This window comes from Vibrio campbellii CAIM 519 = NBRC 15631 = ATCC 25920, assembly GCF_002163755.1.
Classification (GTDB): Bacteria; Pseudomonadota; Gammaproteobacteria; order Enterobacterales; family Vibrionaceae; genus Vibrio; species Vibrio campbellii.
Map to the genome: position 1 here is coordinate 1,373,068 of NZ_CP015863.1, position 22,945 is coordinate 1,396,012.

The 22,945-nt window shown below is 44.5% G+C and carries 20 protein-coding genes and 1 pseudogene; 7 read left to right on the forward strand and 14 right to left on the reverse strand.

The annotated features are described in order from the left end of the window. Positions 1-195 precede the first annotated feature (195 nt). Both A8140_RS06565 and A8140_RS06570 read left to right on the forward strand, forming a co-directional pair. The gene (locus A8140_RS06565; protein WP_005529283.1) at positions 196-888 is read left to right on the forward strand and encodes a TIGR01621 family pseudouridine synthase; all 693 of its coding nucleotides are present in this window, start codon (positions 196-198) and stop codon (positions 886-888) included. Positions 889-919: 31 nt separating this feature from the next. Continuing rightward, the gene (locus A8140_RS06570) at positions 920-1,852 is read left to right on the forward strand and encodes a class I SAM-dependent methyltransferase (protein WP_038862802.1); all 933 of its coding nucleotides are present in this window, start codon (positions 920-922) and stop codon (positions 1,850-1,852) included. Between the two features lie 93 nt (positions 1,853-1,945). Here the strand turns inward: A8140_RS06570 and A8140_RS06575 are convergent, their stop codons facing one another. The 10 genes and pseudogenes from A8140_RS06575 to A8140_RS06625 all read right to left on the reverse strand — a co-directional run. Then, positions 1,946-2,989: an FAD-binding oxidoreductase gene (locus A8140_RS06575; protein WP_038862800.1), complete on the reverse strand. Its 1,044-nt coding sequence runs from the start codon at positions 2,987-2,989 to the stop codon at positions 1,946-1,948. A 76-nt stretch (positions 2,990-3,065) separates the two neighbouring features. After that, positions 3,066-4,727, reverse strand: a complete 1,662-nt coding sequence (gene hcp / locus A8140_RS06580) for a hydroxylamine reductase (RefSeq protein WP_005529279.1) — start codon at positions 4,725-4,727, stop codon at positions 3,066-3,068. 411 nt (positions 4,728-5,138) lie between these two features. Further along, on the reverse strand, positions 5,139-6,668 hold the full coding sequence (gene norR, locus A8140_RS06585; protein ID WP_005529277.1) for a nitric oxide reductase transcriptional regulator NorR: 1,530 nt from the start codon (positions 6,666-6,668) through the stop codon (positions 5,139-5,141). Between the two features lie 519 nt (positions 6,669-7,187). After that, the gene (locus A8140_RS06590) at positions 7,188-8,393 is read right to left on the reverse strand and encodes an MFS transporter (RefSeq protein WP_005529272.1); all 1,206 of its coding nucleotides are present in this window, start codon (positions 8,391-8,393) and stop codon (positions 7,188-7,190) included. A gap of 397 nt (positions 8,394-8,790) precedes the next feature. Further along, a complete protein-coding gene (locus A8140_RS06600; RefSeq protein WP_005529269.1) occupies positions 8,791-9,240 on the reverse strand; it encodes a helix-turn-helix domain-containing protein in 450 nt (149 codons plus the stop codon). A 431-nt stretch (positions 9,241-9,671) separates the two neighbouring features. Beyond that, a complete protein-coding gene (locus tag A8140_RS06605) occupies positions 9,672-10,280 on the reverse strand; it encodes a CDP-alcohol phosphatidyltransferase family protein (protein ID WP_005529267.1) in 609 nt (202 codons plus the stop codon). Continuing rightward, entirely contained in the window at positions 10,273-10,920 is a 648-nt protein-coding gene (locus tag A8140_RS06610) for an ATP-binding cassette domain-containing protein (RefSeq protein WP_005529265.1), read from the reverse strand. Before A8140_RS06610 ends, A8140_RS06605 begins: the two co-directional genes overlap by 8 nt. Next, positions 10,886-12,595, reverse strand: a complete 1,710-nt coding sequence (locus tag A8140_RS06615; RefSeq protein ID WP_005529262.1) for an ABC transporter permease — start codon at positions 12,593-12,595, stop codon at positions 10,886-10,888. The genes A8140_RS06610 and A8140_RS06615 overlap by 35 nt, the downstream gene beginning before the upstream one ends. A 9-nt stretch (positions 12,596-12,604) precedes the next feature. Further along, on the reverse strand, positions 12,605-13,762 hold the full coding sequence (locus A8140_RS06620; protein ID WP_005529260.1) for an ABC transporter substrate-binding protein: 1,158 nt from the start codon (positions 13,760-13,762) through the stop codon (positions 12,605-12,607). A gap of 349 nt (positions 13,763-14,111) precedes the next feature. Then, positions 14,112-14,201, reverse strand: a pseudogene (locus A8140_RS06625) (TVP38/TMEM64 family protein); the annotation flags it as partial. A gap of 238 nt (positions 14,202-14,439) precedes the next feature. Between A8140_RS06625 and A8140_RS06630 the strand changes: the two are divergent. Both A8140_RS06630 and A8140_RS06635 read left to right on the forward strand, forming a co-directional pair. After that, positions 14,440-15,108 (forward strand): hypothetical protein, encoded by a 669-nt coding sequence (locus tag A8140_RS06630; protein WP_005529256.1) that lies wholly within the window; start codon positions 14,440-14,442, stop codon positions 15,106-15,108. Between the two features lie 356 nt (positions 15,109-15,464). After that, positions 15,465-16,955 (forward strand): SulP family inorganic anion transporter, encoded by a 1,491-nt coding sequence (locus tag A8140_RS06635; protein ID WP_005529254.1) that lies wholly within the window; start codon positions 15,465-15,467, stop codon positions 16,953-16,955. Positions 16,956-17,034: 79 nt separating this feature from the next. On the opposite strand, the gene A8140_RS06640 is transcribed toward A8140_RS06635, so the two are convergent. Beyond that, complete coding sequence (locus A8140_RS06640) at positions 17,035-17,478, reverse strand: META domain-containing protein (RefSeq protein WP_005529252.1); 444 nt, start codon at positions 17,476-17,478, stop codon at positions 17,035-17,037. A gap of 220 nt (positions 17,479-17,698) precedes the next feature. Between A8140_RS06640 and A8140_RS06645 the strand changes: the two genes are divergently transcribed. Then, complete coding sequence (locus tag A8140_RS06645) at positions 17,699-17,947, forward strand: DUF1289 domain-containing protein (RefSeq protein WP_005529250.1); 249 nt, start codon at positions 17,699-17,701, stop codon at positions 17,945-17,947. A 118-nt stretch (positions 17,948-18,065) separates the two neighbouring features. On the opposite strand, the gene A8140_RS06650 is transcribed toward A8140_RS06645, so the two are convergent. Together A8140_RS06650 and ushA are read right to left on the reverse strand one after the other, a co-directional pair. Then, positions 18,066-18,287, reverse strand: coding sequence for a hypothetical protein (locus tag A8140_RS06650; protein WP_005529248.1), 222 nt, complete (start codon positions 18,285-18,287; stop codon positions 18,066-18,068). Positions 18,288-18,732: 445 nt separating this feature from the next. After that, complete coding sequence (ushA, locus tag A8140_RS06660) at positions 18,733-20,436, reverse strand: bifunctional UDP-sugar hydrolase/5'-nucleotidase UshA (protein ID WP_005529245.1); 1,704 nt, start codon at positions 20,434-20,436, stop codon at positions 18,733-18,735. 349 nt (positions 20,437-20,785) lie between these two features. Between ushA and A8140_RS06665 the strand changes: the two genes are divergently transcribed. Continuing rightward, on the forward strand, positions 20,786-21,490 hold the full coding sequence (locus A8140_RS06665) for a GNAT family N-acetyltransferase (RefSeq protein WP_005529244.1): 705 nt from the start codon (positions 20,786-20,788) through the stop codon (positions 21,488-21,490). A gap of 15 nt (positions 21,491-21,505) precedes the next feature. After that, positions 21,506-22,021, forward strand: a complete 516-nt coding sequence (locus tag A8140_RS06670) for a GNAT family N-acetyltransferase (RefSeq protein WP_005529242.1) — start codon at positions 21,506-21,508, stop codon at positions 22,019-22,021. Between the two features lie 232 nt (positions 22,022-22,253). Here the strand turns inward: A8140_RS06670 and rplY are convergent, their stop codons facing one another. Beyond that, positions 22,254-22,532 carry a 50S ribosomal protein L25 gene (gene rplY, locus A8140_RS06675; RefSeq protein ID WP_005529240.1) on the reverse strand — a complete coding sequence of 93 codons (279 nt, stop codon included), beginning with the start codon at positions 22,530-22,532 and terminating at the stop codon, positions 22,254-22,256. Between the last annotated feature and the right edge of the window lie 413 nt (positions 22,533-22,945).

Genomic DNA, 22,945 nt, shown 5'->3' on the forward strand with positions numbered 1-22,945 from the left:
CTTCATAGACTCCCGCTTTTTTATATTCATTATTTATAGGATTGATGGAATTAATATCGATAATGGGTATTCAGTGTGAGATAGATGGTTTGAACCTCAGGGTGTAAGAACTGGAAGCGCTGGTGGGCAAGTTTAAGCTCGCCTAATTGCTTAGAATCGGTATACTTCTGGCTCCAAACGTGGAGCCAGTTTTTTATGTTCGACATTCTACACACCCATCCAGATTTTCTGATCATCAATAAACATCCCAACGTCTCAGTACATAAGGACGATGGAGATACCATGTTGCTGCAAGAAGTAGCAAATCAAAGTGGTGATGAGCAGTTGTATCTTATCCACCGCCTCGACAAAATGACGTCTGGAATTTTGCTTTTGGGTCGCAACGCAAAAGCAGCAAGTGCGTTGTCGCAAGCATTTGCAGATCGTGAAGTCGAGAAGTTCTATCTTGCGATTGGTTCGAAAAAGCCCAAGAAGAAACAAGGGTTGGTAGTGGGTGACATGGAACGCTCTCGTCGTTCTTCATGGAAGCTGGTCAACAGTAAAACGAATCCTGCGATTACTCAATTCTTTTCCCTCGCAGCAGAGCCGGGAGAGCGCCTGTTTTTATGCAAGCCGCATACTGGCAAAACACACCAAATTCGCGTGGCATTAAAATCCGTTGGTTCGGGTATTGTTGGCGATCCTATCTATAATGCAGACAATGAAGCAGACCGTGGCTACTTGCATGCATTTTCGCTGTGTTTCCCGTATCAAGATGAAACGCATTGCTTTGTTTGCGACCCACGTGAACACAAAGCGCTTGGCAGCAAATGGCACAATGAAACGGTATCCCAAGGTATCGACACTTGGCTCTCTCCGTGGGAACTGAACTGGCCTACGATTAAATAACCATCACAAAGAAAACGAATAAGAGAATTCGATGCAAGCATCACAACTTCCGCTGTTTTTTCAGCATTTAGAAGCCGAGCTAAAACAAGCTCCCAATGAAATCCGCCGACTGTTTCACGGTCGTGGTCGCCGCTTCGAAGGTTTAGAGCAAATCACATGTGATTGGTTACAAGGTCAGTTGATCATCAACCTATTTAAAGAAGTGGATGAGACGTTTCTTAGCGAGTTAAAAGCAGGATTGAACACGCTTTCTGATTCTGCTCTGTGGGCAGAGAAACAGGGCTGCACGATCGTGATTCAGCACCGTTACGCTGACGGCGCGCCTTCTGAAGTTCTGTTGGGTGAGCTAGATGCTCGACCTGTGGTTGAAGAAAGTGGCTTGAAGTACCAGCTAGACATCGGTCGTAACCAGAACTTCGGTCTGTTCCTTGATATGCGCTACGGTCGTGATTGGGTTCGTGAAAATGCCAAGTACAAAAACGTGCTTAACTTGTTTGCTTACACTTGTGGCTTCTCTGTGGCGGCTATTGCAGGTGGCGCAGATAAAGTGGTTAACGTGGATATGGCAAAAGCGTCGCTGTCTAAAGGTCGTGAGAACCATAAACTGAATGGTCATAACATCAACCAAGTGAGCTTTATGGGGCACGATATTTTTAAATCGTGGGGCAAGATTAAGAAGTCGGGTCAGTACGATATGATCATCATTGATCCGCCGTCATTTCAGAAAGGCAGCTTTGCACTAACCAAAGATTACAAAAAGATTCTACGTCGTTTGCCAGATTTGTTGGCAGAAGGTGGTCAGGTGTTAGCGTGTGTTAACTCACCATCAGTGACCAGTGATTTCTTGATTGAAAGCATGAAGGAAGAAGCGCCAGAGCTGACATTCCGCGAGCGTTTGGATAATCCACCAGAGTTTATGGATGTAGATAGCGCAGCCGCACTCAAGGTTTTACTGTTTAGCTGAGTTTAGATAAAGAAACTTCTGAGTTTAATAGCATTTTTTCACAAACAAAAAGCGCCTAGTACGGCGCTTTTTTTAGTGTTCGTATCAACGGCCTTAACCAATCTGAACTTCAAGATCGGATTCAATCGTCGAAGAGCAGGCGAGTACATAGCCTTGCTCAATTTCTTCAGGGGTCAATGTCTCTTGGCTGGTTGAAGACACGCTACCCTTGCGAACCTTACACTTACAAGAGCCACAAATACCGCTTCGGCAAGCTATGATCAGTGGTAATCCTGCGCCTTCCAACGCATCAGCAAGGACTTGGCCTTTTTGCGCATCGATCGTCTGGGCAAAGTCTGGCACTGACACGCTGGCCGTTTCATCCGACACTTCAGCTTCTTCACTGGCGGCTGGCGTAAAGCTTTCTTGGAAGAAGTTTGCCATATCAAAGCCAAGTTCACTTAGGTAGCTTTGGACATCAAGCATAAACTGATTTGGACCGCATAGATAAACCGTGCGCTGCTTAAAGTCTGGCACCAGTTCTTTTAACCACTCGGCATTCAAACGACCTTCTGGGTAAAGCGTTTCACCGCGGTTTTTCAGTAGCAATTTCAGTTTAAAATCTGAATAAACTGAATGGTAGGTCTCTAATAAATCAAAGTAGATGGTTTCAAGTTGAGAGCGAGCAATGTGCAGGAACTCAATATCAACTCCAGCATCGTTGTCTAACCATTCTTTTGCCATCGCGAATACAGGCGTAATGCCACAGCCCGCACTAATGAGCAGTGCTTTCTTTCTGCCATTGACCGCGATTGGTGGGTGATCAATGCAGTTGAAATCACCAGTAGGTGGAAGAGCTTGAACCGTATCGCCAATAAGAAGCTTATCGATGATGTAGTTGGATACCTTACCGCCTTCGACGCGCTTGATCGTCAGTTGCAAGCAGTCGTCACCGGAAAGAGAGCTGAGTGAGTAAGCACGAAACTCCATCTTGCCATCGATTTCAACACCAAGGTTGATGAACTGACCCGCTTTAAACTCAAACAAGAGCGATTCTGACAGGTCTGCCAACTTGAGGCTCACTGCATCGGCAGTTTCATAGTATTTGTCTACACAGCGTAGCGTGACAGGTTGACTGCCTTGCCATTCAAAAAACATAACAATCTCTTTGGTTATCGAGTTCTCAATAGATAGAAGCGCCCCCAACTAAGGAGGCGCATGATAAGCGAGGCGATTACGCTGCTAGGATGGTTTTAAGGTCGTCCTGAACATTGCCAATACTGCGCATGTCGTACTTCTCTTGGATAATCGCAATCAAGTTTGGCGTTAGGAATGCAGGCGCTGTTGGACCTGTGTAGATGCCTTTCACACCAAGAGCGAATAGCGTAAGCAGGATCACAATCGCTTTTTGCTCGAACCAAGACAGAACAAGCGTTAGAGGAAGCTCGTTGATGTCGCAATCGAACTCTTTTGCAAGTGCTAGTGCAAGCTGGATTGCTGAGTACGCATCGTTACATTGACCTACATCTAACAGGCGAGGGATGCCATTGATGTCACCAAATGTGTTCTTGTTGAAGCGGTATTTACCGCAAGCGAGCGTTAGGATTAGCGTATCTTCTGGCGCTTCTGCAGTGAAGTCGGTGTAGTAGCTACGCTCTGCTTTGTCGCCATCACAACCACCTACTAGGAAGAAATGTTTGATGTTGCCTTGCTTCACTTGCTCGATAACGGCAGGTGCTGCGTTCATTAGTGCGTTACGACCGAAGCCAACCGTGATGTTGTGTTCGATTTCGTCATGCTGGAAGCCTTCTTGCGCTAATGCACATTCAACCACTTGGCTAAAATCATCACCTTCTAGGTGAGCGACACCCGGCCAACCAACAATGCTACGAGTGAATAGGCGGTCTGCGTATTGGCCAACGTTCGGGTTCAATAGGCAGTTTGATGTCATCACAATTGCGCCAGGGAAGTTAGCGAACTCTTTTTGTTGGTTCTGCCAAGCGCTACCGTAGTTACCCACTAGGTGAGGGTATTTTTTCAGCTCTGGGTAGCCGTGTGCAGGCAGCATTTCACCATTGGTGTAAACGTTAATGCCTTTGCTTTCAGTCTGTTGCAGGATTTTTTCTAGGTCGTGAAGGTCATGACCAGAAACAAGAATACATTTGCCTTTCACAGGCTTAACGTTAACAGTGGTTGGCTCTGGGTGACCGAACGTTGCTGTTTCACCATGATCCAGCATTTCCATCACTTTGTAGTTCATAAGACCGATGCGCATTGAGCAGTCTAATAGCTCGCCTAGATCTTCAGGGTCAGTACCTAACCAAGCCATGATTTCGTGGTATTCCGCGAAGATATCATTGTTGGTTTGCTCTAATACTCGTGCGTGTTCCATGTACGCCGCTGCACCTTTTAGACCGTACAGGCAAAGTAGGCGCAGGCCGATAACGTCTTCGTGTACTTGGTCTTTACCACGGTTTACCGCTACTTGAGAAGCAAATGCTAGGATTTCTTCTGCACTGTTTGACAGCTCGAAGTTCGCAACGTTAGGTACGTTCAATACGACTTCGTCAGCAAGTGTTGCGGCAGACATGACTTGGTCTTTTAGCAGTGCTTTGTATGTTGCTGCTTGAGAAGTTAGCTCAAGGATACGCTCAGGATCGAAGTTTACGTTAGTCAACGTAGAGAAGAATGCTCTTGGAGCCCATTGATTGATTTCATTATTGATGATGTTGAATTCAAGCGCGCGTGCTGCCCAAAAAGAAACCCCTTGCAGAGTGTAAACCAACACGTCTTGTAGATCGGATACTTCTGAAGTTTTGCCGCACATACCTTGTGCGAAAGAACAGCCTTTTACAGCTGGGGTTTGGATTGTCTGTTCACATTGAATACAGAACATATTGGGTTCTCCAGTGATTGTAGTAATAGTCGTTTTGTTTTTCCTTCTCGGGCAGAATGCGTGCCAACAATTATCTTCTTGATTTTAAATGATTTTATTGCTTTTTAAGTGCGTTTTTGATGTGATTGTGACAACACGAATGATGTGCAAATGACAACGAAAATACAGATGTGGTGAGAAAAGCAACGCGTGAGAAACGTTTTAACGGGCGATAGTGGAAGTACTTGTTAAACAGGAGAAAAGGTAATGCGATTTTGTGGAGGCTAGAGATTCCCGATTGCGCTCCTTCGTCGGCTCGCTCTGCTTCGGGCTAGTAGTCACTCCGGACGAGCCTAAGCGAGTAATCCGGAATATCTCTATTTAAGAAGTAAGTTTCTGTTCCTTCAAGAGAAGAGAGCGAAGTAGCGGCTTCTATTTGTTAATGCCGAGCTTTTTACCCATGCGATACAAGTTGCCTCGATCCATCTGTAAAAACTCTGCTGCTTTTGCCCAAACCCCACCGGTTTGGCTTAAAGCGTGTTCAATCAAGTCACGTTGATAACTCTCGACTAACTCGCGCATTGGCTGACTCTCTTTCGGCAAGTAATGCGATGTGTTTTTTACATCATCCAATGCCAATGAAGTATCAAAGTGATTGAGCATGATGGTGCTCGCGCCTTGTTGAATGGCATGTAACGCAGCTCGCGTTAAGGTGTGTTCAAGTTCTCGAACGTTACCATACCAAGGCAGAGATTCTAGTTGAGTCAGTACTTTAGGGTGAACGTGAAGGTTTGGTGAGTTAAATTGCTGACGTACTTTTTCCAACAAATATCCAGCAAGAACTGGAATGTCGCCATTACGTGCACGCAGTGGTGGCACTTTAATTGGGAATACATTTAAGCGATGGAACAGATCCGCACGGAATGTACCACTTTCCACTTCTTTTTCTAACTGTCGGTTGGTGGCTGCGATGATTCGCACGTTAACCATCAAATGCTGATCGCTACCCACACGTTGCAACTCACCTTGCTGGATAACTCGCAGCAGTTTTGCTTGTAAAATCAATGGCAGTTCACCCACTTCATCTAAGAAGATTGTACCGCCATCAGCCAATTCGAACTTACCTGCACGATGACTATTGGCACCGGTAAAAGCGCCCTTTACGTGGCCAAACAGTTCGCTCTCCGCCAGACCTTCGGGTAGGGCGGCGCAATTTACGTAGATCATCGGTTTATCATTGCGATGAGATTGAGCATGGACAGAGTGAGCAACAAGCTCTTTACCCGTCCCTGTTTCTCCCGTTACCAATACTGCATAATCCGACTGAGCAACGGTCGCAATGTTGTTTCGTAATTGATTGATTTGTGGGCTTAAGCCAATCATGTCACCGTGTTGTGAGCGCGCTTGTTGGATCAGGGTTTGCGTGAAGCTCTTTTGCTTCTGGTTCTGCGCTTTAAGGGCTTTTAATTGCGCAATGTTACGTAGTGTTGCCGCCGTTAGTGCCGCGAAGGTTTCGATAGCTACTGGGTCGATATGATCAAACGCGCCAACAGCAAGCGCATCCATGGTTAACGCGCCAACAAGTTGTCCTTCGACGTATAAGCTAAAGCCCATGCAGTCATGAACATCAATGCACTGCTCTTCCGTTAAAAGTGTTCCATCAAATGGATCGGGTAGGGCACAATCAGCGTCGAAGCGAACCGGCTCACGGCTATGAATGATGGCATCTAAACGCGGGTGAGCTTTAGGAAAGTAACGGCGACCTAGTACTGAGCTGGACAAACCTTTCACTGCGACTGGCGTGAGAAAACCGTCTTCATCAAAGATAAACAGACAACTCGCATCACAAGGGAACACCTGGGCCACTCCATCAATCAGGTTTTGGTATTGCTGCTCATGAGAGCGATTTGAGCTCAGGTTGAGTGCGATATTGAGAAGCACGTGATCGATGGTAGGAGTCATAACAGGCCCGGAGTTAGCTTGAATGGGCTCATGCTAGCAAGTTGATGTCATTTGAACATCGAAAGGTGTGAGAGATTTATGTTCCATTGACGACGATCAAGTGAAGCTGCATTACTGCGACATAAACAAATGCAACTGGTTGAGTTTAACGGCTAAGCGTAAGGAATTTTGCCTACGGAAATAATTTTATCCGAAATTGATATTTTACTGTTGACCTAAAGTTAACTTGAGCTTTTATCCTCCGCACACCAAAACGTCATGAGGATAGGTTATGCATAATTATTACATTAAAGAATTAGCCATAAAGAGCTACCAAGAAGATATACAAAAAGAGTATTACCGAGCTAAGCAGCAGACTTGGCACTTACCGAGTTTTATGTTGGGAATTGTACTCTCACAGCTTATTTTCGGCTGGTTATTCTGATAGGAAAAATTTGGCCTCAACAGAATGAAAACTTTGAGGCCAAACCCCTATGAAATACCAGGGGAACAAATAGCGAGCAGTGGTATTTTGAAGAACTAATTTTCAGAGAGCATGTATGCTTGGCCTATTGCTCTACGTTGCTTAATGAAGATGATGAAAAATGCGATAGCGCTTGTCAAAGCGAGTATCCAACTAGTGAGTACCATCATGCTTTGAGTCGCAGGCAACATCGATAAACCGTAGGTGAAACCAAATGCTCCTATCATCTGTAATGCTCCATAAATCGCGCCAACTTGCCCTTTGTGTTTCGGAAACATATACAAGGCTGAAACGCCCGCGATAGCAAGTAAGAACGCAACTCCAAATGACATCACGCAGAAACCCAACAACATGAATGAATAGCTTTTTACCATAAGGCTGAATGTAGTCAGGGTGCAGCCTAAAACTTGGATTACGCAGCCGAAGAAAAGCGTAAGATTCTCACTCAGGCGGTTCTTTAAGAACTGATTCCAAAATAATCGTGATACCACGCTACTGATCATTAACGTCATTGCACCCAATCCAAAATCTGCTACCGAGATGTCAAATTGGTTTTGAGCAACGAAGGATCCCATCACTTGGAAAAGTAAAAGACAGCTCGTGCCGCTGATCATCATTGCGAGATAACACAAAAATGTTAGGTTTGAAGTGATAAACGCATAGTCTTTTAGCATTTGCTTTGGTTTGATTGCGTCTGGGTTATGTTGACTGATTGTCTCGCGTTTAATCACTGCGATGACAAGCAACGTCACAACCGCTAGGCCGAGCAAAAAGATAAAGTTTGCTTCCCAGCTAAAATGTGTTGTGAGGTATCCACCTAGAATTGGAGTTAAGCCTGGTAAGCTCATAAAGATTATCCCATACCAGGCAAGGATCCCCATAAGTTCCGATTTTTCGAAAGCGTCTTGTAGTATTGTTCTACAAAGCAAGTAGAGTCCTCCGACGCCAAAACCTTGTACAACTCTACCAATCAGAAGAGACTCGATGTTTTGTGATAGGGCGCACAGCGCTGAGCCTGCCACAAAAATGACGGCTGAGAGTAAGGCGACGGGCTTCCTTCCATATCTTTCGGAAAAAGGTCCAGCGAGTAGTTGACTGCATGCTAGTGCAATAAAAAATACGCTCAAAGATTGTTGCACAAGTGCCTCTGAGGTGTGCAGAGCATTCTGTATCTCGGGGAGGCTTGGCACATACATGCTCGAGGCAAAAAAATAGCTGGACGCCATGATTAGGCTGATAAATATGATCTGGAGTTTGGACATTCGTTTAACCTCATGCCTTGTTAAAGGAGTAGTTAAACATGGTAGAGAAGTGCGTCGTTTAAAGCTTTTGGGTAGCTGACAGTTTGTTTACAAAACGCGCCATGTCGTCTGGTCACTATACCCAAGTAACCTCGAGATGCTAGGTTCAGCGAGAATGACTTGGTTTGTAGACGCGGCGGCGATTTAAAGATCTAGTCATTCTAAATCAAGAATCGGCAACAAAGTATACAAGCCAAGGAAGCTCGCCCTTTGGGAGCGTGTCATTGACTCGATTGCTGCGTCAAACAACTTGGAAAGAGCTAGCTATTACACTGCGTTGTTTTCCTTACTCTCGAATCAATGACAACGCTCTGAATCCTGCATCTTGAAGTCACTTGGGTATATACATATTTTGCCGTTAATCCATATTTTGCTTTTGATGCTTGTTATAAGCAGTCGAAAAAGAAGAGAGACTTGAATACTCAAGCTCAAACGCAACAACCGTTGCGCTTATGCCTTTTTTCATCATTTGCTCCGCTCGCTCCATGACTACTTTATTTCGGATCTCTTTGAAAGAAGCTTTAAAGTGCGAAAGGAACAATCGGTTTAATGTGCGCACTGACGCACCAGTCTTTTGCGATAACTGCGAGATAGACATTTTAATGGTTGGTTTATCAGAGAGCGCTTCAATTATGATTAATAGGCGTCGGTCCATGCTACCCTGTGCGACGAAAGGGTGAGTCGTCGGTGCGCAACGAGAGCACTGGTCGATAAGAACATCTATGTATTGGTCGGCTAACTTGGGATCTTGAGTCTCGTTTTTCCAAACACTGAACAACTGTGTGATGATTGGTGGAACATCCAGCATACAGACTGCTTCTATATTTAGGGTTGAGTTGGAGGGCAGCTTAAGAAGAGAAACCTGCGAGCGCTTTAGAAACTCTGCTCGGTGCGGTGTATAGGCTGGAATATAGACTAATGAGCCCGGCATGGATAAAAGACTATGCTTGTCCGTTGATAGAATTTGACACCCTTGGTGCACGTAGGCGAGATGTGAATAACTATGGGTGTGAAAATCTCCTGGCGGCCTATATGACTCATATTGTTTGAGAATCAGTCTTTTATCTTCCAAATTCACCTTCTTTTTAATGTCATTTTTTATCTAATTCGAGGCTCATAGTTCAACGAATAAAAAATTGGACTAAGAGTCTACAGTTTACACGAGTTTGACTTAATATTTTTTTACTGGCGCCAATCGTTTTTGTTTTCGCGCCAACATGCTTCGTAACGTGGGGAAGGTTACGACTTTAATGTTTGAAATCCAGAGTAAATGCGAGTAAAGGTAGTAAACCAACACGCCACACCAAAGATGTACGCAATCACGGCAAAGTGTTGAGGGAACAAACAGAACAGTACGAAGCAACCGATGGTCTCTGTGCCTTCTGTCAGACCGCTCATGTAGTACAGAGATTTGTGCTTGTAGACTGGGTTCTCGATACTACGTTTACCCGCCATGATCGCAAATGCTAAGAAACTGCTTCCTGTACCAATAAACGAGAAGATCAAGAACGCGCCCGCAACGGCGTTCTGTTCTGGGTTTGCTAGTACAAAGCCAAATGGAATTAGAGAATAGAACAAGAAGTCTAAGCTAATATCAAGGAAGCCACCTGCATCGGTGATGCCTTGGATTCTTGCCAACGCACCATCTAATCCATCACAAATTCGGTTTAGCAGGATAAACGCTAATGCAAGCGTGTATTGCTCTGCCACTAATGCAGGTAAGGCAAAACAACCAAGGGCGAAACCAAACAGCGTGGTTTGGTTGGCCGTCACGCCACATTTATCAATCAGTTTCGCACTCTGTGCCAATGGCCACTTAATGATTTTGATACTCAGGTTATCAAGCATGACTCATCTCCCAAGGCCAGTTCAGGCAACGACTGCCTTCAGGAATATCATCCTCATCGTGAGTCACCATTAAAGCAGGAATATTAGCTTGTTGAAGCTGCTCCACGACCCAGTTACGAAACTGTACGCGAAGATCTTTATCCAGCTTGCTGTATGGCTCATCGAGTAGTGCAACTTTCGGTTTCGCTAACAACATGCGAGTGAGGGCAATGCGTGCGCGCTGGCCGCCTGAGATTTGATTAGGGAAAGACTCTGCAAGTTTAGTTAGCGAGATGTGCTTCAAAGCCTGCATCGCGTGTTCTTTGCGCTCAGCCCCTTTGATTGAATTGGGTAGTGCGAAAGCAAGGTTTTCCCAAACGGTAAGGTGCGGGAAGAGCAAGTCATCTTGGAATAGGATACCGACCTGACGTTTGTGCGCAGGTAAAGTATCCAGCTTTTCATTATCGAGCGTGATTGAGCCTGAATAGTCGAACTCGGAAGACAGGTGACCAGCAATGGCATCCAACAAGGTGGATTTGCCACAGCCACTTGGGCCCATCAGGGTAACAATTTCACCTTTCTCTACCGTCATGTTGAACGCAGAGAAAAGTGTGTCGCCATTTGTTTTACGGATGGCGAGGTTTTCGAGACAAAGACTCATTCGTTAGTAAACCTTTAATAGACAACCGGCGATACTTAACGTGTAAACGACTAAGTAGAATCGCAAAAGAGAAGAACATTAACGGCAAGAGCGCTTGCCAAATTGCGTAAATCGCGGTGACACGACGGTCGAAGCCACTTGAGAGGGCTACCGCTTCTGTTGTTATTGTGCTGATACGGCCTGCACCCAGCACGAGTGTTGGTAGGTATTGCGCCAAGCTAACACTAATGCCCACCGCCCAAGCAAAAGCAATTGCTGGCAGAAGAATCGGCAGTTTGACTTTTAGCCAAGCCTGCATTGGTGATTTACCAAGGCTGAGAGCGACACGAGTTAACCCATTGTCGAAGCTGCGCCAAGGACCATCCAAGGACAGATAAACAAACGGGAACGCAAAGAACACGTGAGCCCAGCATACCCAGAAGAAGTAAGCGTTGCTGTCGAGATATAGCGTGACGACTTGCATACCAAACAACACAGATAGCTGAGGAATCAACATTGGCACGGCAATGATGTAGCCCGGCACCTGCCAGCGGTAACGTAATCGGTATTCATGAGCAATCAGCGCCAGTACAAGGGCAATAGACGCACTGATCACCGCAATCAACATGCTTTGCTCGAGCGTGCCAAGAATACTTTTCCACTCGTATTCCCAAAAACGTAAGCTATAACGGCTCGGCAATAAGTCAGGGAATCGCCAACGTTGAGCGAAGCTCCACGCCACCAAAAGTGGCACCATTAACAGTGCGAGCAAGGCAATCATAGAGAACAAGGTTTTGCCCGGTAAGTGGAAGCCGCTACGGCCCGAGTATTGCCAGCGTTTAAAGCCCTTAGTGATGGTCCATTCCACTAGGCGAGCAAAACCAATCAAGATGCTCGCAATGGCAAACAACATCACTGCACCTGCCGCCGCTCTTGGTAGCAGGGATAAGTCAGGATCGTTAAACCATTGCCATACCAACACTGCAAACGTAGGAGGGTTGGTTGGGCCGATAATGAGCGCCACATCAACAACCGATAAGCTGTAAGCTAGAACGGCCAACATGGGGAAACGCAGCTTCGCTAACCATTGTGGGAAAACGCATTTCCACCACGCTTGCGCGGAGCTATAACCCATCGAATGGCTGACTTTTTCAATCTTCTCGACTTTTAATTGCTGAAGAATAGGGATGCTCATCAACAATAAAAACGGCACTTCTTTAATGGCAAGCATGATGATCAAACCCAGTGCGTATGGGTCTTTGATCAGCAGTGCTAAGTCATTCACTGTTTGGGCATTTGGATCGTAACCAAATATTTGGTTGAGTACGCGAACGCCCATACCTGTTGGTGCAAATAGGAAAGCAAAACCAATCGCAAACGCCACATGTGGCATAGCGAGAAGTGGGGAAAGACTGACTTCGATCTTACGCCAGAATTTACTCCCCCAAGAAGCTTGCAGAATCGCAAACGTAATTAAGCAAGCAAGGTAACTGCTGAAAATGGCGGAATAGAAAGTCAGGCCAATGGAAGTCCATACGCCTTCCCAATCGAAGACGGCACTAAAGCCATCCAGCGAGAAGTGGTGAAGACCAATCGGAGGGACATAGCCGAGCGCAGAGACCACCACTCCGAGCAGCCCCGGAATGGTTGGTAATATACAAACTGCGATAATAACTAGATACAGCGCTCTTAACATGGGTGTGTATTAATTCCCGTAACGTTTCAGCCATTCTTTTTCTAGCGCGGTTTGCCAGCTAGGATGTGGCTCCTCGATAGATTTGAATTGCTGGGTATTCTTAGCCGTCCCCGTTAGGAATTGGCTGCTTAGCACTGAAGGATCACCCCAAGTATTAATGTCACCTTTGCGAGATTGCGCTTCAGGGCTTAATAAAAAGTTTATAACAACTTGTGCACCTGCATTGGCATTTGCGTTCCAAGGAATCGCCAAGAAGTGGATGTTCGACAGTGCCCCTGCATACATCGCATACGCTTTCGTACTTTCTGCAAGGTTGCCGCTCGATTGCGCAGAGAAAACCGCGTTCGGGTTGAAGGTCACCGCTAGGTCGATTTGACCGTCATCCAACAGTTGAATGGACTCGGCAGTACCGCCAGGAAATTGCTTACCACCGCGCCATGCCACTTTATGGAATTCATCTAGGTATGCCCATAGTGGTTGTGTGACGGCTTTAAATGATTCTTCCGTTACTGGTTTTTTCAGCACTGGATTGTTGTGACTCAACTCAATGAGCAGAGATTTAATGAAGCTAGTGCCATGGAACTCTGGTGGGCGAGGGTAAGTCAGACGGTTCGGAAACGCTTTAGCGTAACTCAGCATTTCTGCATAAGAGCGAGGCGGGTTATTCAGAGTTCCTTCATCGTGAATAAATACGAGTTGGCCGACACCCCAAGGTGCTTCTAGGCCATCGGTTGGCTCTGAGAAGTCGACGTCAACAGGTAGAGTTTTATCTACATATTGCCAATTTGGTAAGCCTTCTACGAAAGGACCAAACAGCAGTTGGTTGTCTTTCATTGACTTGAAGTTTTCACCATTAATCCAAACCATATCAACACTGCCGCCGCTGTTTTTTCCTGCGGCTTTTTCAGCAATAAGACGAGTAGTGGTTTCAGAAATATCAGTGACTTTGACGTGATTAAGCGTCACGTTGTAGCGAGATTTAAGCTCTTTGCGTGCCCAATGGAGATAGCGGTTGATCTCTTGGCTGCCACCCCAAGCATGAAAATAAACGGTTTGACCGTCAGCTTGTTGTTCGATTTTTTGCCATTCTTCTGAGTGAGAAGCGGCGAAAGAGGAGGTGGCAAAAGTGGTGGCTAAAATGCCAATGGTGCTAAGTAGCTTTTTCATACGTAATCCGTGTTTATTTATCTTTGTTTTCATTTTGGAGCTCTGTATACCCATGTGATGAAAAATGCGATGAAAATCGTTTTTTTCAGCACTAAAACTATGGGTATAAACCACGCTGCAAGCTCCTTTCCCTCAAGGTGGATAGTAATCTATCTCGCTTTATTATCAACGCGAATTTGATAATAGATTCAGAGAATTACTCGCCTTGTGAGGTCATACCAATCCACGTCAGTTTTTGGCCTTAAAAGTCACCAATTGAAGGGCAAAGTGTGAGCAAATTAGTAGCAATGAAAAGAGTGCAACTCCCGATAAGTCGCACTCTTTTGGCGTCAATAATGGATAGACCGGATTACTTCGCTAATTCTTCCATGTTGATGCCTTTTTTCTTCGCGATATATTTTGGAATGAGAGACATGTCAAACAACACAAGGCCTGCCATATTGTTAAACGCGCTGCCCTGTAAAGAAAATAAACGTAAATACGAATGTTACTATCAATACGGCGTGACCCCACATACTCGAGTCAGTTTGAGTTTGTTTTGGTATCGATAAATGAAAGTATTTAGGTCGAAATGTTCATTGCAACCAAATGATATTTAGGGAAAGGTTTGCTCAATTGATATCGGGAAGATAACATCAGCAACCAGAATAAACCTTAATCTTGGCTAGAACTTAACTATGTTTGTCGATACCGTTAAAAGCGCTTTTTCTTCTCTGAGTACTCATAAACAAGCGATCTCAAAAGCAACTGCGTTACCCATCCTCCTTTCAATTATTCTGGATCTTCTCTTGAGCAAATCAGAAGGTGACGGTGCTACTGTCTTAGTACAAATTTTGATGGCATTACTGTCTGCCATTGTGGCTATCAACGTACACAGCATCATTTTGAAAGGCCCTCAATCGGTACCTCAGTGGGGGCGTTTCACCTTTGGAAAGATCGAAATGTGGTTTATTGGCCACTACTTGGCAATGACAATCGCTGTTGTCGCGGTTGCGGCGCTTTTCGCAATGATTAATGTGGCACTTGCCGCTATCGCGTTGCTAGTGTTAGGTGTTATTTGTTGTCGACTGGTACTGGTGTTTCCAGCGATTGCTATTGGTAAAGGTGTCTCTTTCCCTTACGCATGGAATCTGACCAAAGGCCATACTTGGTACATGATGAGCGTGGTTATTTTAGTGTCGCTTCTGTTCGGGTTGGCTATGTCGCCATTGGCGTTTTTGCAACTGCCTTTCTTAATGAGCCTACTAAGCTTTGTAGTCACCATTATCGGGATTGCAATTCTGTCTAAGGCGTATGAGCAACTGAGTGGCTTTGACGGGGAGTCTTATTCTCAGCAGTCATTCTGATGCTAAAATTAAAATAAACTTTGATATAACACAGTGTTACTCATGCTGGAGCGCTTCCTTTAAGAGGCGCTTTTTTATTGTTACTTGTAGGTGTATTTACCTACTTTTGTAAGAATTTATTACAAATTACATTTTTGAAGTGATATAAAGCACACCTCTGATGAGGCCGGTCTTGTTTTTTTGACTGTCCATATCGAGGAAACTCATTTCGAGGAAACCATGACTTTTTAATTGACGATTAAGGAAGGTGCTTTTTGCTCATTAGTCCGCCCTAGAACGATCTCTCAGATGCGTTTGCATCACTCCCTTCACCGTGCGCAATGCACCAATTAAGGCAATACGTTTATGAGAGATTTATGTTTAAATTTACAAAAGATATTTGGTTCAACAATGTTAAAGGAGATTGTTTATCAGGAGTTGTTGTAGCACTGGCACTCATTCCAGAAGCTATCGCATTCTCTATTATTGCGGGACTCGACCCTAAAGTGGGTTTGTATGCCTCGTTTTCCATCTGCGTCGTGATTGCGTTTACAGGCTCAAGGTCCGGAATGATTTCCGCGGCAACAGGAGCGATGGCGTTATTGATGACCACCTTAGTTAAAGATCATGGTTTGCAATACTTGCTTGCCGCATCGTTTTTCGCTGGTGTGCTGCAACTGTTAATCGGCTATTTGAGGCTAGGGGATTTAATGCGTTTTGTATCCAAGTCTATTATGACAGGGTTCGTTAACGCTTTGGCAATTCTGATTTTCATGGCTCAACTGCCTGAACTGACTGACGTTTCTTGGCCAGTTTATGCTTTGACAGCATTAGGGTTAGCCATTATTTATCTGTTTCCATACTTACCCAAAATCGGAAAAATGCTGCCTTCTCCATTAGTGTGCATTATCTCGGTGACGGTGATTGCGTTGATGTTTGATATCGATATTCGCACCGTTGGCGACATGGGTGAACTTCCCAGCGCGCTCCCTGTGTTCATGATTCCCGATATTCCTTTCAACCTCGAAACTCTACAAATCATTTTCCCTTATTCGTTAGCATTAGCCATTGTTGGTGTACTTGAATCATTAATGACAGCATCCATTGTGGATGAGCTTACGGATACCCAAAGTGAAAAGAATGATGAGTGCAAAGGACAGGGCATTGCGAATATGGTCGCGTCTCTGTTTGGTGGGATGGCTGGTTGTGCGATGATTGGTCAGTCAATGATCAATATTCAGTCTGGCGGTAGAACACGTTTATCAACGCTTTGCTCCGGTGTGTTTTTGCTGGTCATGGTGGTGTTCTTGGGGGATTACCTAAAGCAAATCCCGATGGCGGCACTTGTGTCAGTGATGATCATGGTAGCAATTAGCACTTTCTCATGGCGCTCTCTTGCGGATATGCGCAAGCACAGCTTGCCGACGAACGTGATTATGGTTTCTACGGTAATTGCTGTTGTGGCTACCCACAATCTCGCAATCGGTGTTCTGGTGGGCGTTTTATTAGCGTGTGTTTTCTATGTGAACCAAAGCCGTACCTTGATGAAGGTGTTGGATGAAGTTATTGTCGATAACGACCATACGATTCACAAAGTTCATGGGCAAATCTTTTTTGCTTCCGCTTACAGCTTTACCGATATGTTCGACTTTGATACTGCGACGAAATATATCACGATAGATTTATCCGATGCGCATTTTTGGGATATCACCGCGATATCGGCACTGGATAAAGCTATTCTTAAGTTTCGAAAAGGGGGCTCGATAGTCGCCGTGACCGGCATGAACGAAGCGACGCTGGATATGATTGATCGTTACGCGGTTTATGACGATCCAGAAAAGCTTGCTAAACAAGGTATGGGACATTAGAAGCAAAAAAAGCAGCCATTGGCTGCTTTTTTAGATACTTATTCTGTCAGAGACCGATTGCCTCAAAACGAATACGGGATTAGTTTACCCAGTCACGCAATTCGAAAGTTAGTTCGTGGTCTGCGTTTTTCAATACTAGACCTTCGTTAGTCAGAGTAATGTCGCTCCAATCAGAAAGCGTTTCAGACATTACTTTTTCAATCTTCATTTGGTCTTCCATACACATCTTCATGGTCATGCCCATTTTCTCGATGCGTAGTTGGTTGTCTTTCAGTTCTGCTTGACCGAAGAAGTTGTTACAACCAGCGTTGCCGTTTGCAGTTAGGTTTTCACCAATCTCTAGGCGAGGAGCTTGACGCTCTTCTGCAGCGATGTTTTTGCCATCGATTTGAACCAACTGCCAGTTGTGGTGTTGTAGATCTTGAGCCGTAATTTCTTTCACATTGTCACCTTTGCTAGCGCATGCAGTCATTAGAACTGGAAGTGAGATTGCTGCTACTAACGTTTTTAGGCTAAGCTTCATTTTATTGACTCCGTTTTTAGAAAACGTGGTAAGTATAGGTAATAAAACACTGTTTTTGTCAGCATACGGTTATGGTTTCGTATGTTTTTAAACACGGCGTATTTTATAACAGAGATCCCATTCTCGGTATTGAAATTCACCGAAAACTTCGAAATTTCTTATGGTTATTCGACTATAAGCGAATCGGGTCTTGATGAGATAACCAAAGAACGGGTTGAGCATGGAGCAATTGGAGTTTTTTACCGTCCCAAGTCCTTGTGTTGGAGTTTGTACGTCTGACGAAAAAGGTTATTGCAAGGGATGCATGCGTAAAAGAGAAGAGCGGTTTAATTGGCTGAGTTTTACTCCTGCGCAGCAGTTGCACGTCATTAAGCTGTGTCGTCAGCGATACAGAAGAAAGGTATTAGCAGGGAAGGGGAAAACAGAGTTGCCTCATGATGATGCCTCACCGCAACAAGATCTGTTCTAGTTATTCATCCTATCGTTCTCGTTTCATAACGATTCCCGGCCCAGTTTGAAATGATTATCCAAAAGAGAGCCGGGAAATTCCTATCCATTTTCTCGCCCGACAATATGAGCGATTGGCGTTATTTTAATGACCATTGGTCGCTTACCCAGCCTCCTGCTTGTTCGTCGAAGTGACTCCCAGCAAAGCGGTGATTTTGTTCTACCTCTAATTTACTTGTGGGCAATTCATCCATCAATTGGTGAATGTATTTTGCCATTGGGTCAGTACACGCTTCACGCTCTCTACGAGTAACCACTTCTTTAATTAATTGCAGTCTATAGCTGTTGCTGGCTCGTTTCATTTTTGACCTCCAGAACTCGATGGCAGCAGTTTGAACACATTGGCGTTCAGATCGCTGCTCATTAGCGGGAGCGTAGAAGCTCATCGCTTTCGTTTGAAGTCCGAGAGACAAATTGTTTGAGAGCAGTGTTTGTAACGCCATTCACATCTTTCGCAGAATCATTTTCTGTGTGAATCAAAAAGACTCCTAAAACTCAGTTAATGAATCTGCTTATTTGAAAGACCTTATCAAACATAGAAGTCTCGAACAGGGGCGTCAATAACACAAATGAACAATTTTTGAACGATTTGTGAAGGTGGCGTTTTATCAGAGATTTAGCTCCAATAAAAAAACCGGAGCCGCTTGGGCTCCGGTTGGTCTTAGAGTGAGTCTGACACGCCTTTGGTTCGATTGTTATGCAACCGAATGGCTGTCAACATCTAAGTGTAGACAAGAATAGTGCAGATTAGCTACCTGTCGCAGGACAGCCTTTCACCGCTTCACCGTTGCTAAAGTATTCGATGTTGCCTAGATTCTTGTTGTAATCTTCTGCAGAAATCTGAGGGTTCTTAACGAAGAATTCACGTAGTACAGATGCATCTGTCATTTGCGTAGACTCAACATCAATAATTGGGTAATCATCACCACCCGCAGCGCTGAAGCTGATTACAGAGAAGGTGTACGTCGCTGCTGGATCGAAACCTTTATTGTTGATGTCTGTAATCGTTACGTCGCTTTCGTCACAGTTAACAGTCAGTTTGATGTTATCCAGCTGAGCGTAAGCACCAGAACCTGCTGACTTAGTTGCTACTACGTCTAGGTACTCTTTCACTTCTGCACCCGTCATGGTTGCTTTAGTTACGAAGTTACCAAAAGGTTGTACCGTTAGTACGTCGCGGTACGTGATGTCGCCAGTTTGGATTGAATCACGCACACCACCTGAGTTCATTACACCGAAGTCAGCGTTAACTAGGTTGTATGTACGGTACGCTTCACCCAATAGGTGACCAAGGTTTGTTTGTTGTGAACGAACTACGCCACGGTCGCCTTCAAGTTTGCCGTCAGTTTCTGAAACTTTAACATCCAACAAGTCTTGACCTTGTTGTTGGTAAGGTAGAAGGATCGATTTCACTGTCGCATCGTGCTTGATGTATTCACCGATAACTTCATCGTTATCATCAAGAAGGTTCACAGGGATCAGAGCATAGTTCGCTAGGTGAAGTTTGCCATCGTAGTATTCGAAGTCTGCACGACCTACGTATTTGCCCCACTCATGCGCTTGCATGATGTAAGTGCCGTTTTGTTGATCTGGCGTACAGTCATCACCTGGTTTGAAGTCAGCGTAGTTATTGGTACCTGGCTCCATACATACAGGGTTTTGAGAGTGGCCACCGATGATTGCGTCTAGTTCACCTTCTTCAAGAGAACGTGCAAGTAGAACATCACCAGGTGCTTCGCTGCCGTGTTGACCATCTTGGTAGTGACCCATATGAGTTGTAGCAAATACTAGGTCAACTTTTTCGTTTGCTTCGATTTCTGCAAGTACTTTTTGGATTTCAACTTGTGGATCTTCGAAGTAGATATCAGCAACGTTGTCTGGGTTTACCAGTTTCGCTGTGTCTTTTGTTGTAAGACCGATTACCGCTACTTTAAGGCCGTTAATCGTGAATACTTTGTAAGGGTCGAAGTAACGCTCGTCAGTTACTTTACCGTCTGCATCTTTCTTGTAGATGTTCGCTGCTAGCATAGGGAAGTCTGCTAGCTCAGCTTGCATGTCTAGAACATCTAGAGAGTTATCGAATTCGTGGTTACCCACTGCCATTGCATCGTAACCAATCAGGTTCATACCTACGAAGTCTGGTACTGCATCTTGCATATCTGACTCTGGTACACCTGTGTTGATGTCACCACCAGATAGAAGAATACTCTCACCGCCGTTTGCAGCAACTTCTGCACGAATTGACTCGATAAGCGTTTTACGAGCAGCCATGCCGTACTCGCCATCACTGTTGTGCCAGAAACGACCGTGGTTATCGTTAGTGTGTAGAACCGTGAACTTAGTACAAGAGTCTGCTGTGTCACAGGTCACTGGAGAGTTGTCGCTGTCTGAGCCACATCCTGCTAGCGCAGCGCCGACCGAAAGTACCAAAAGGGATTTGGAAAACTTCATAAGGGATCCTTTCTTTGTGATTTTGTTATTGTTACGGCCGTGAAATATACGGAATTAGTGTGAAACTTTAGTGATCTATATCTTATTTACAGTTCTATCGGATACAGGAATTAACAGGCCTGCAAGGCATGTCGCCAAATAAACAGAAATTGTATTTTGGAAGGTGGTTATTGCTTTTGTGTCTAAATACGTGAGCAGTTTAACTGAAAGTGTTTTGTTTTTGTGAATCAATACAGGTTTTGGTGAGATATAAAGCGAATTTTGATGATTATTTTAGCAAAATTATGTCTCATTACTGCTTGAGAAATAAATAGTTATAATTTGCTGTACACTGTATTGAGAGAAAGGGATGCTCAAAAAAACAACCACGCTTTCCGCGGAAATCGATTGCTCTTGGCAAAAGCAGTTCAAAGTGAGCTGTAATTTGTACAATGGCTATTCATATGACCCTCACTATTGGCAAAAGTTCTCCGATCTTTGTGCTGTATTTTTATACCAATCTGACGGCTGCACGTTTATATCTTGCCCCGAAAATCTATGGGACAAAATTAAACATGTTCAGCCAAGTGAACTCGAGAAAAGATTAAATAATAAGCAATTGTTCTGTGAATATGACGATGTCGACTATTATTTATTTAATGACGGCAAAATCAATCAAGACGATGGGATACATTTTCTCTCTATCGAGTCTGATCTCGAGTTACTTGAATCGTTTGTAAGTCGAATGAGTGAAGAAGATATCCTCAAAGCGGATTTCGACCTCGATAGCCATTTCTTTTATGGTATTTTCGATAACAAAGCGTTGGTCGCTGTGCTTGCTTCTTATTGTTTTAAAGGGAAAGAACCGTTTGAGTCTTTATCCATATTGGTTGCTCCTGAAGCAAGAGGTAAAGGATATGGAAAACGGCTGCTTGCTCATTTAGTTAGTGAGGTGAAGTTTAGGCAGCGTAAAGTTAGATATCGAGTGAATATTGAAAACACGCCTTCAATAAAGTTGTGTCAATCTTTGGGTTTTGAAGCGTACAGTCGTCAAAGAGTATTTACTCCGGAGTGATAAGCAAGGCAGGCAATGGGATATACAGTTAGAAATGCAGTGAGAGGTGAGGCGAACCAGATCGCCAAAATACACGTTGATTCATGGCAGGTTGCCTACAGAGGACTGATGCCACAGAGCTATATTGATCAGTTTACTCGAGAGCGTCGAGAGCGAATGTGGACGCGAGTAATGACAGAGCAACTGGCAAACCTCATTGTTGTAGAGAAGCAGAAAGAGATCGTCGGCTTTCTAAGTTATGAACTGCCTAATCACTCCAGCGAAGACAAAACTGCGATTGTGACCTGTTGCTATGTGTCGCCATTGTATTTTGGGCAAGGAGCAGGCAGTGCGTTGTTTGATGAATTGGAAACACGATTACTCTCAACGCCTGTGATGCAAATTAGCCTTAAGGCACTAGATACCAATAAGCAGGGACTCAATTTCTACAAGAAGTGTGGTTTTGTGCGCTCTGGTGAGGAAGAGTCGGAAGTGATTGATGACATGACGTTGAACGATGTGACGCTGGTGAAGTACATAGCGCGTACCTAATTGTCTCAGCTGAAATTCGTTTTCACTGAAATACTCAATGCAAAACTTGGTCGATTCGAGAGTTGTTTATCAGATTCGAAGAGTAGGGGACATTTTCTTCTGCCCTAAATAGTAAAACCCCGGAGGTGGTAAGTCTCCGGGGTTTTGAAATTTTTTAGATGTCTCGGTTGGTAAGTCCGATAATCTTTATGCAAAAGGTTTGGATTTTATCCGTTAATTCCTTGGTAGGGAATTAGATACGGATGAAGTCCATGTGCTCAACTTTTGGCTTGAAAGCGTGACGTTGAACGTCTTGCGGCTTAACTTTAACTTCAGCGCCGTCGATCACTAGAACGATACCTTCGTAGAACTCAGGCTTGTCCATTTGGTTAACGATGTCGTCGTGGTTAAGAACGATAGCAACTGCTGCTTCTTCACCGCCGTATACAACTGCAGGGAATTTGCCAGCGTGACGTAGGCGGCGGCTCGCACCTTTACCTAGTTCAGTACGTACTACTGCTTCGAATTTCATAGTATTTACTCTCAAATTAGTAAAAAATAAAACTTTACAAACACAATGCGACCTTGTGTTCGTAGTAAAGCTTGAAACAGGAACTGTTCAAGCGAGCGCGGATACTATCATCCTGATCTACATTCAGCAACCAAAATTGTACCTAAATCACCAAAAAGCCAGTAATTCTTCTTTAAGAAGAGTGTCTGTTTTGCGGTGTCGGCAAAACTTTGTCCGCATTGCGCTGATTTTAACCTATTTGGCTTTTTGTCAGCACGTTTTGATTTGCCTAGGACTCAATCCTCTTTCCAAGTTAATTCATTCATTAACGACATCTGTTATTCACAAAATGAACGCAAAATGAATGTTGACCTCAGTAACTGTTAAGTCAGTCGGTTCTATTCTCCATCGTACATAAACGGACAACCTCAATG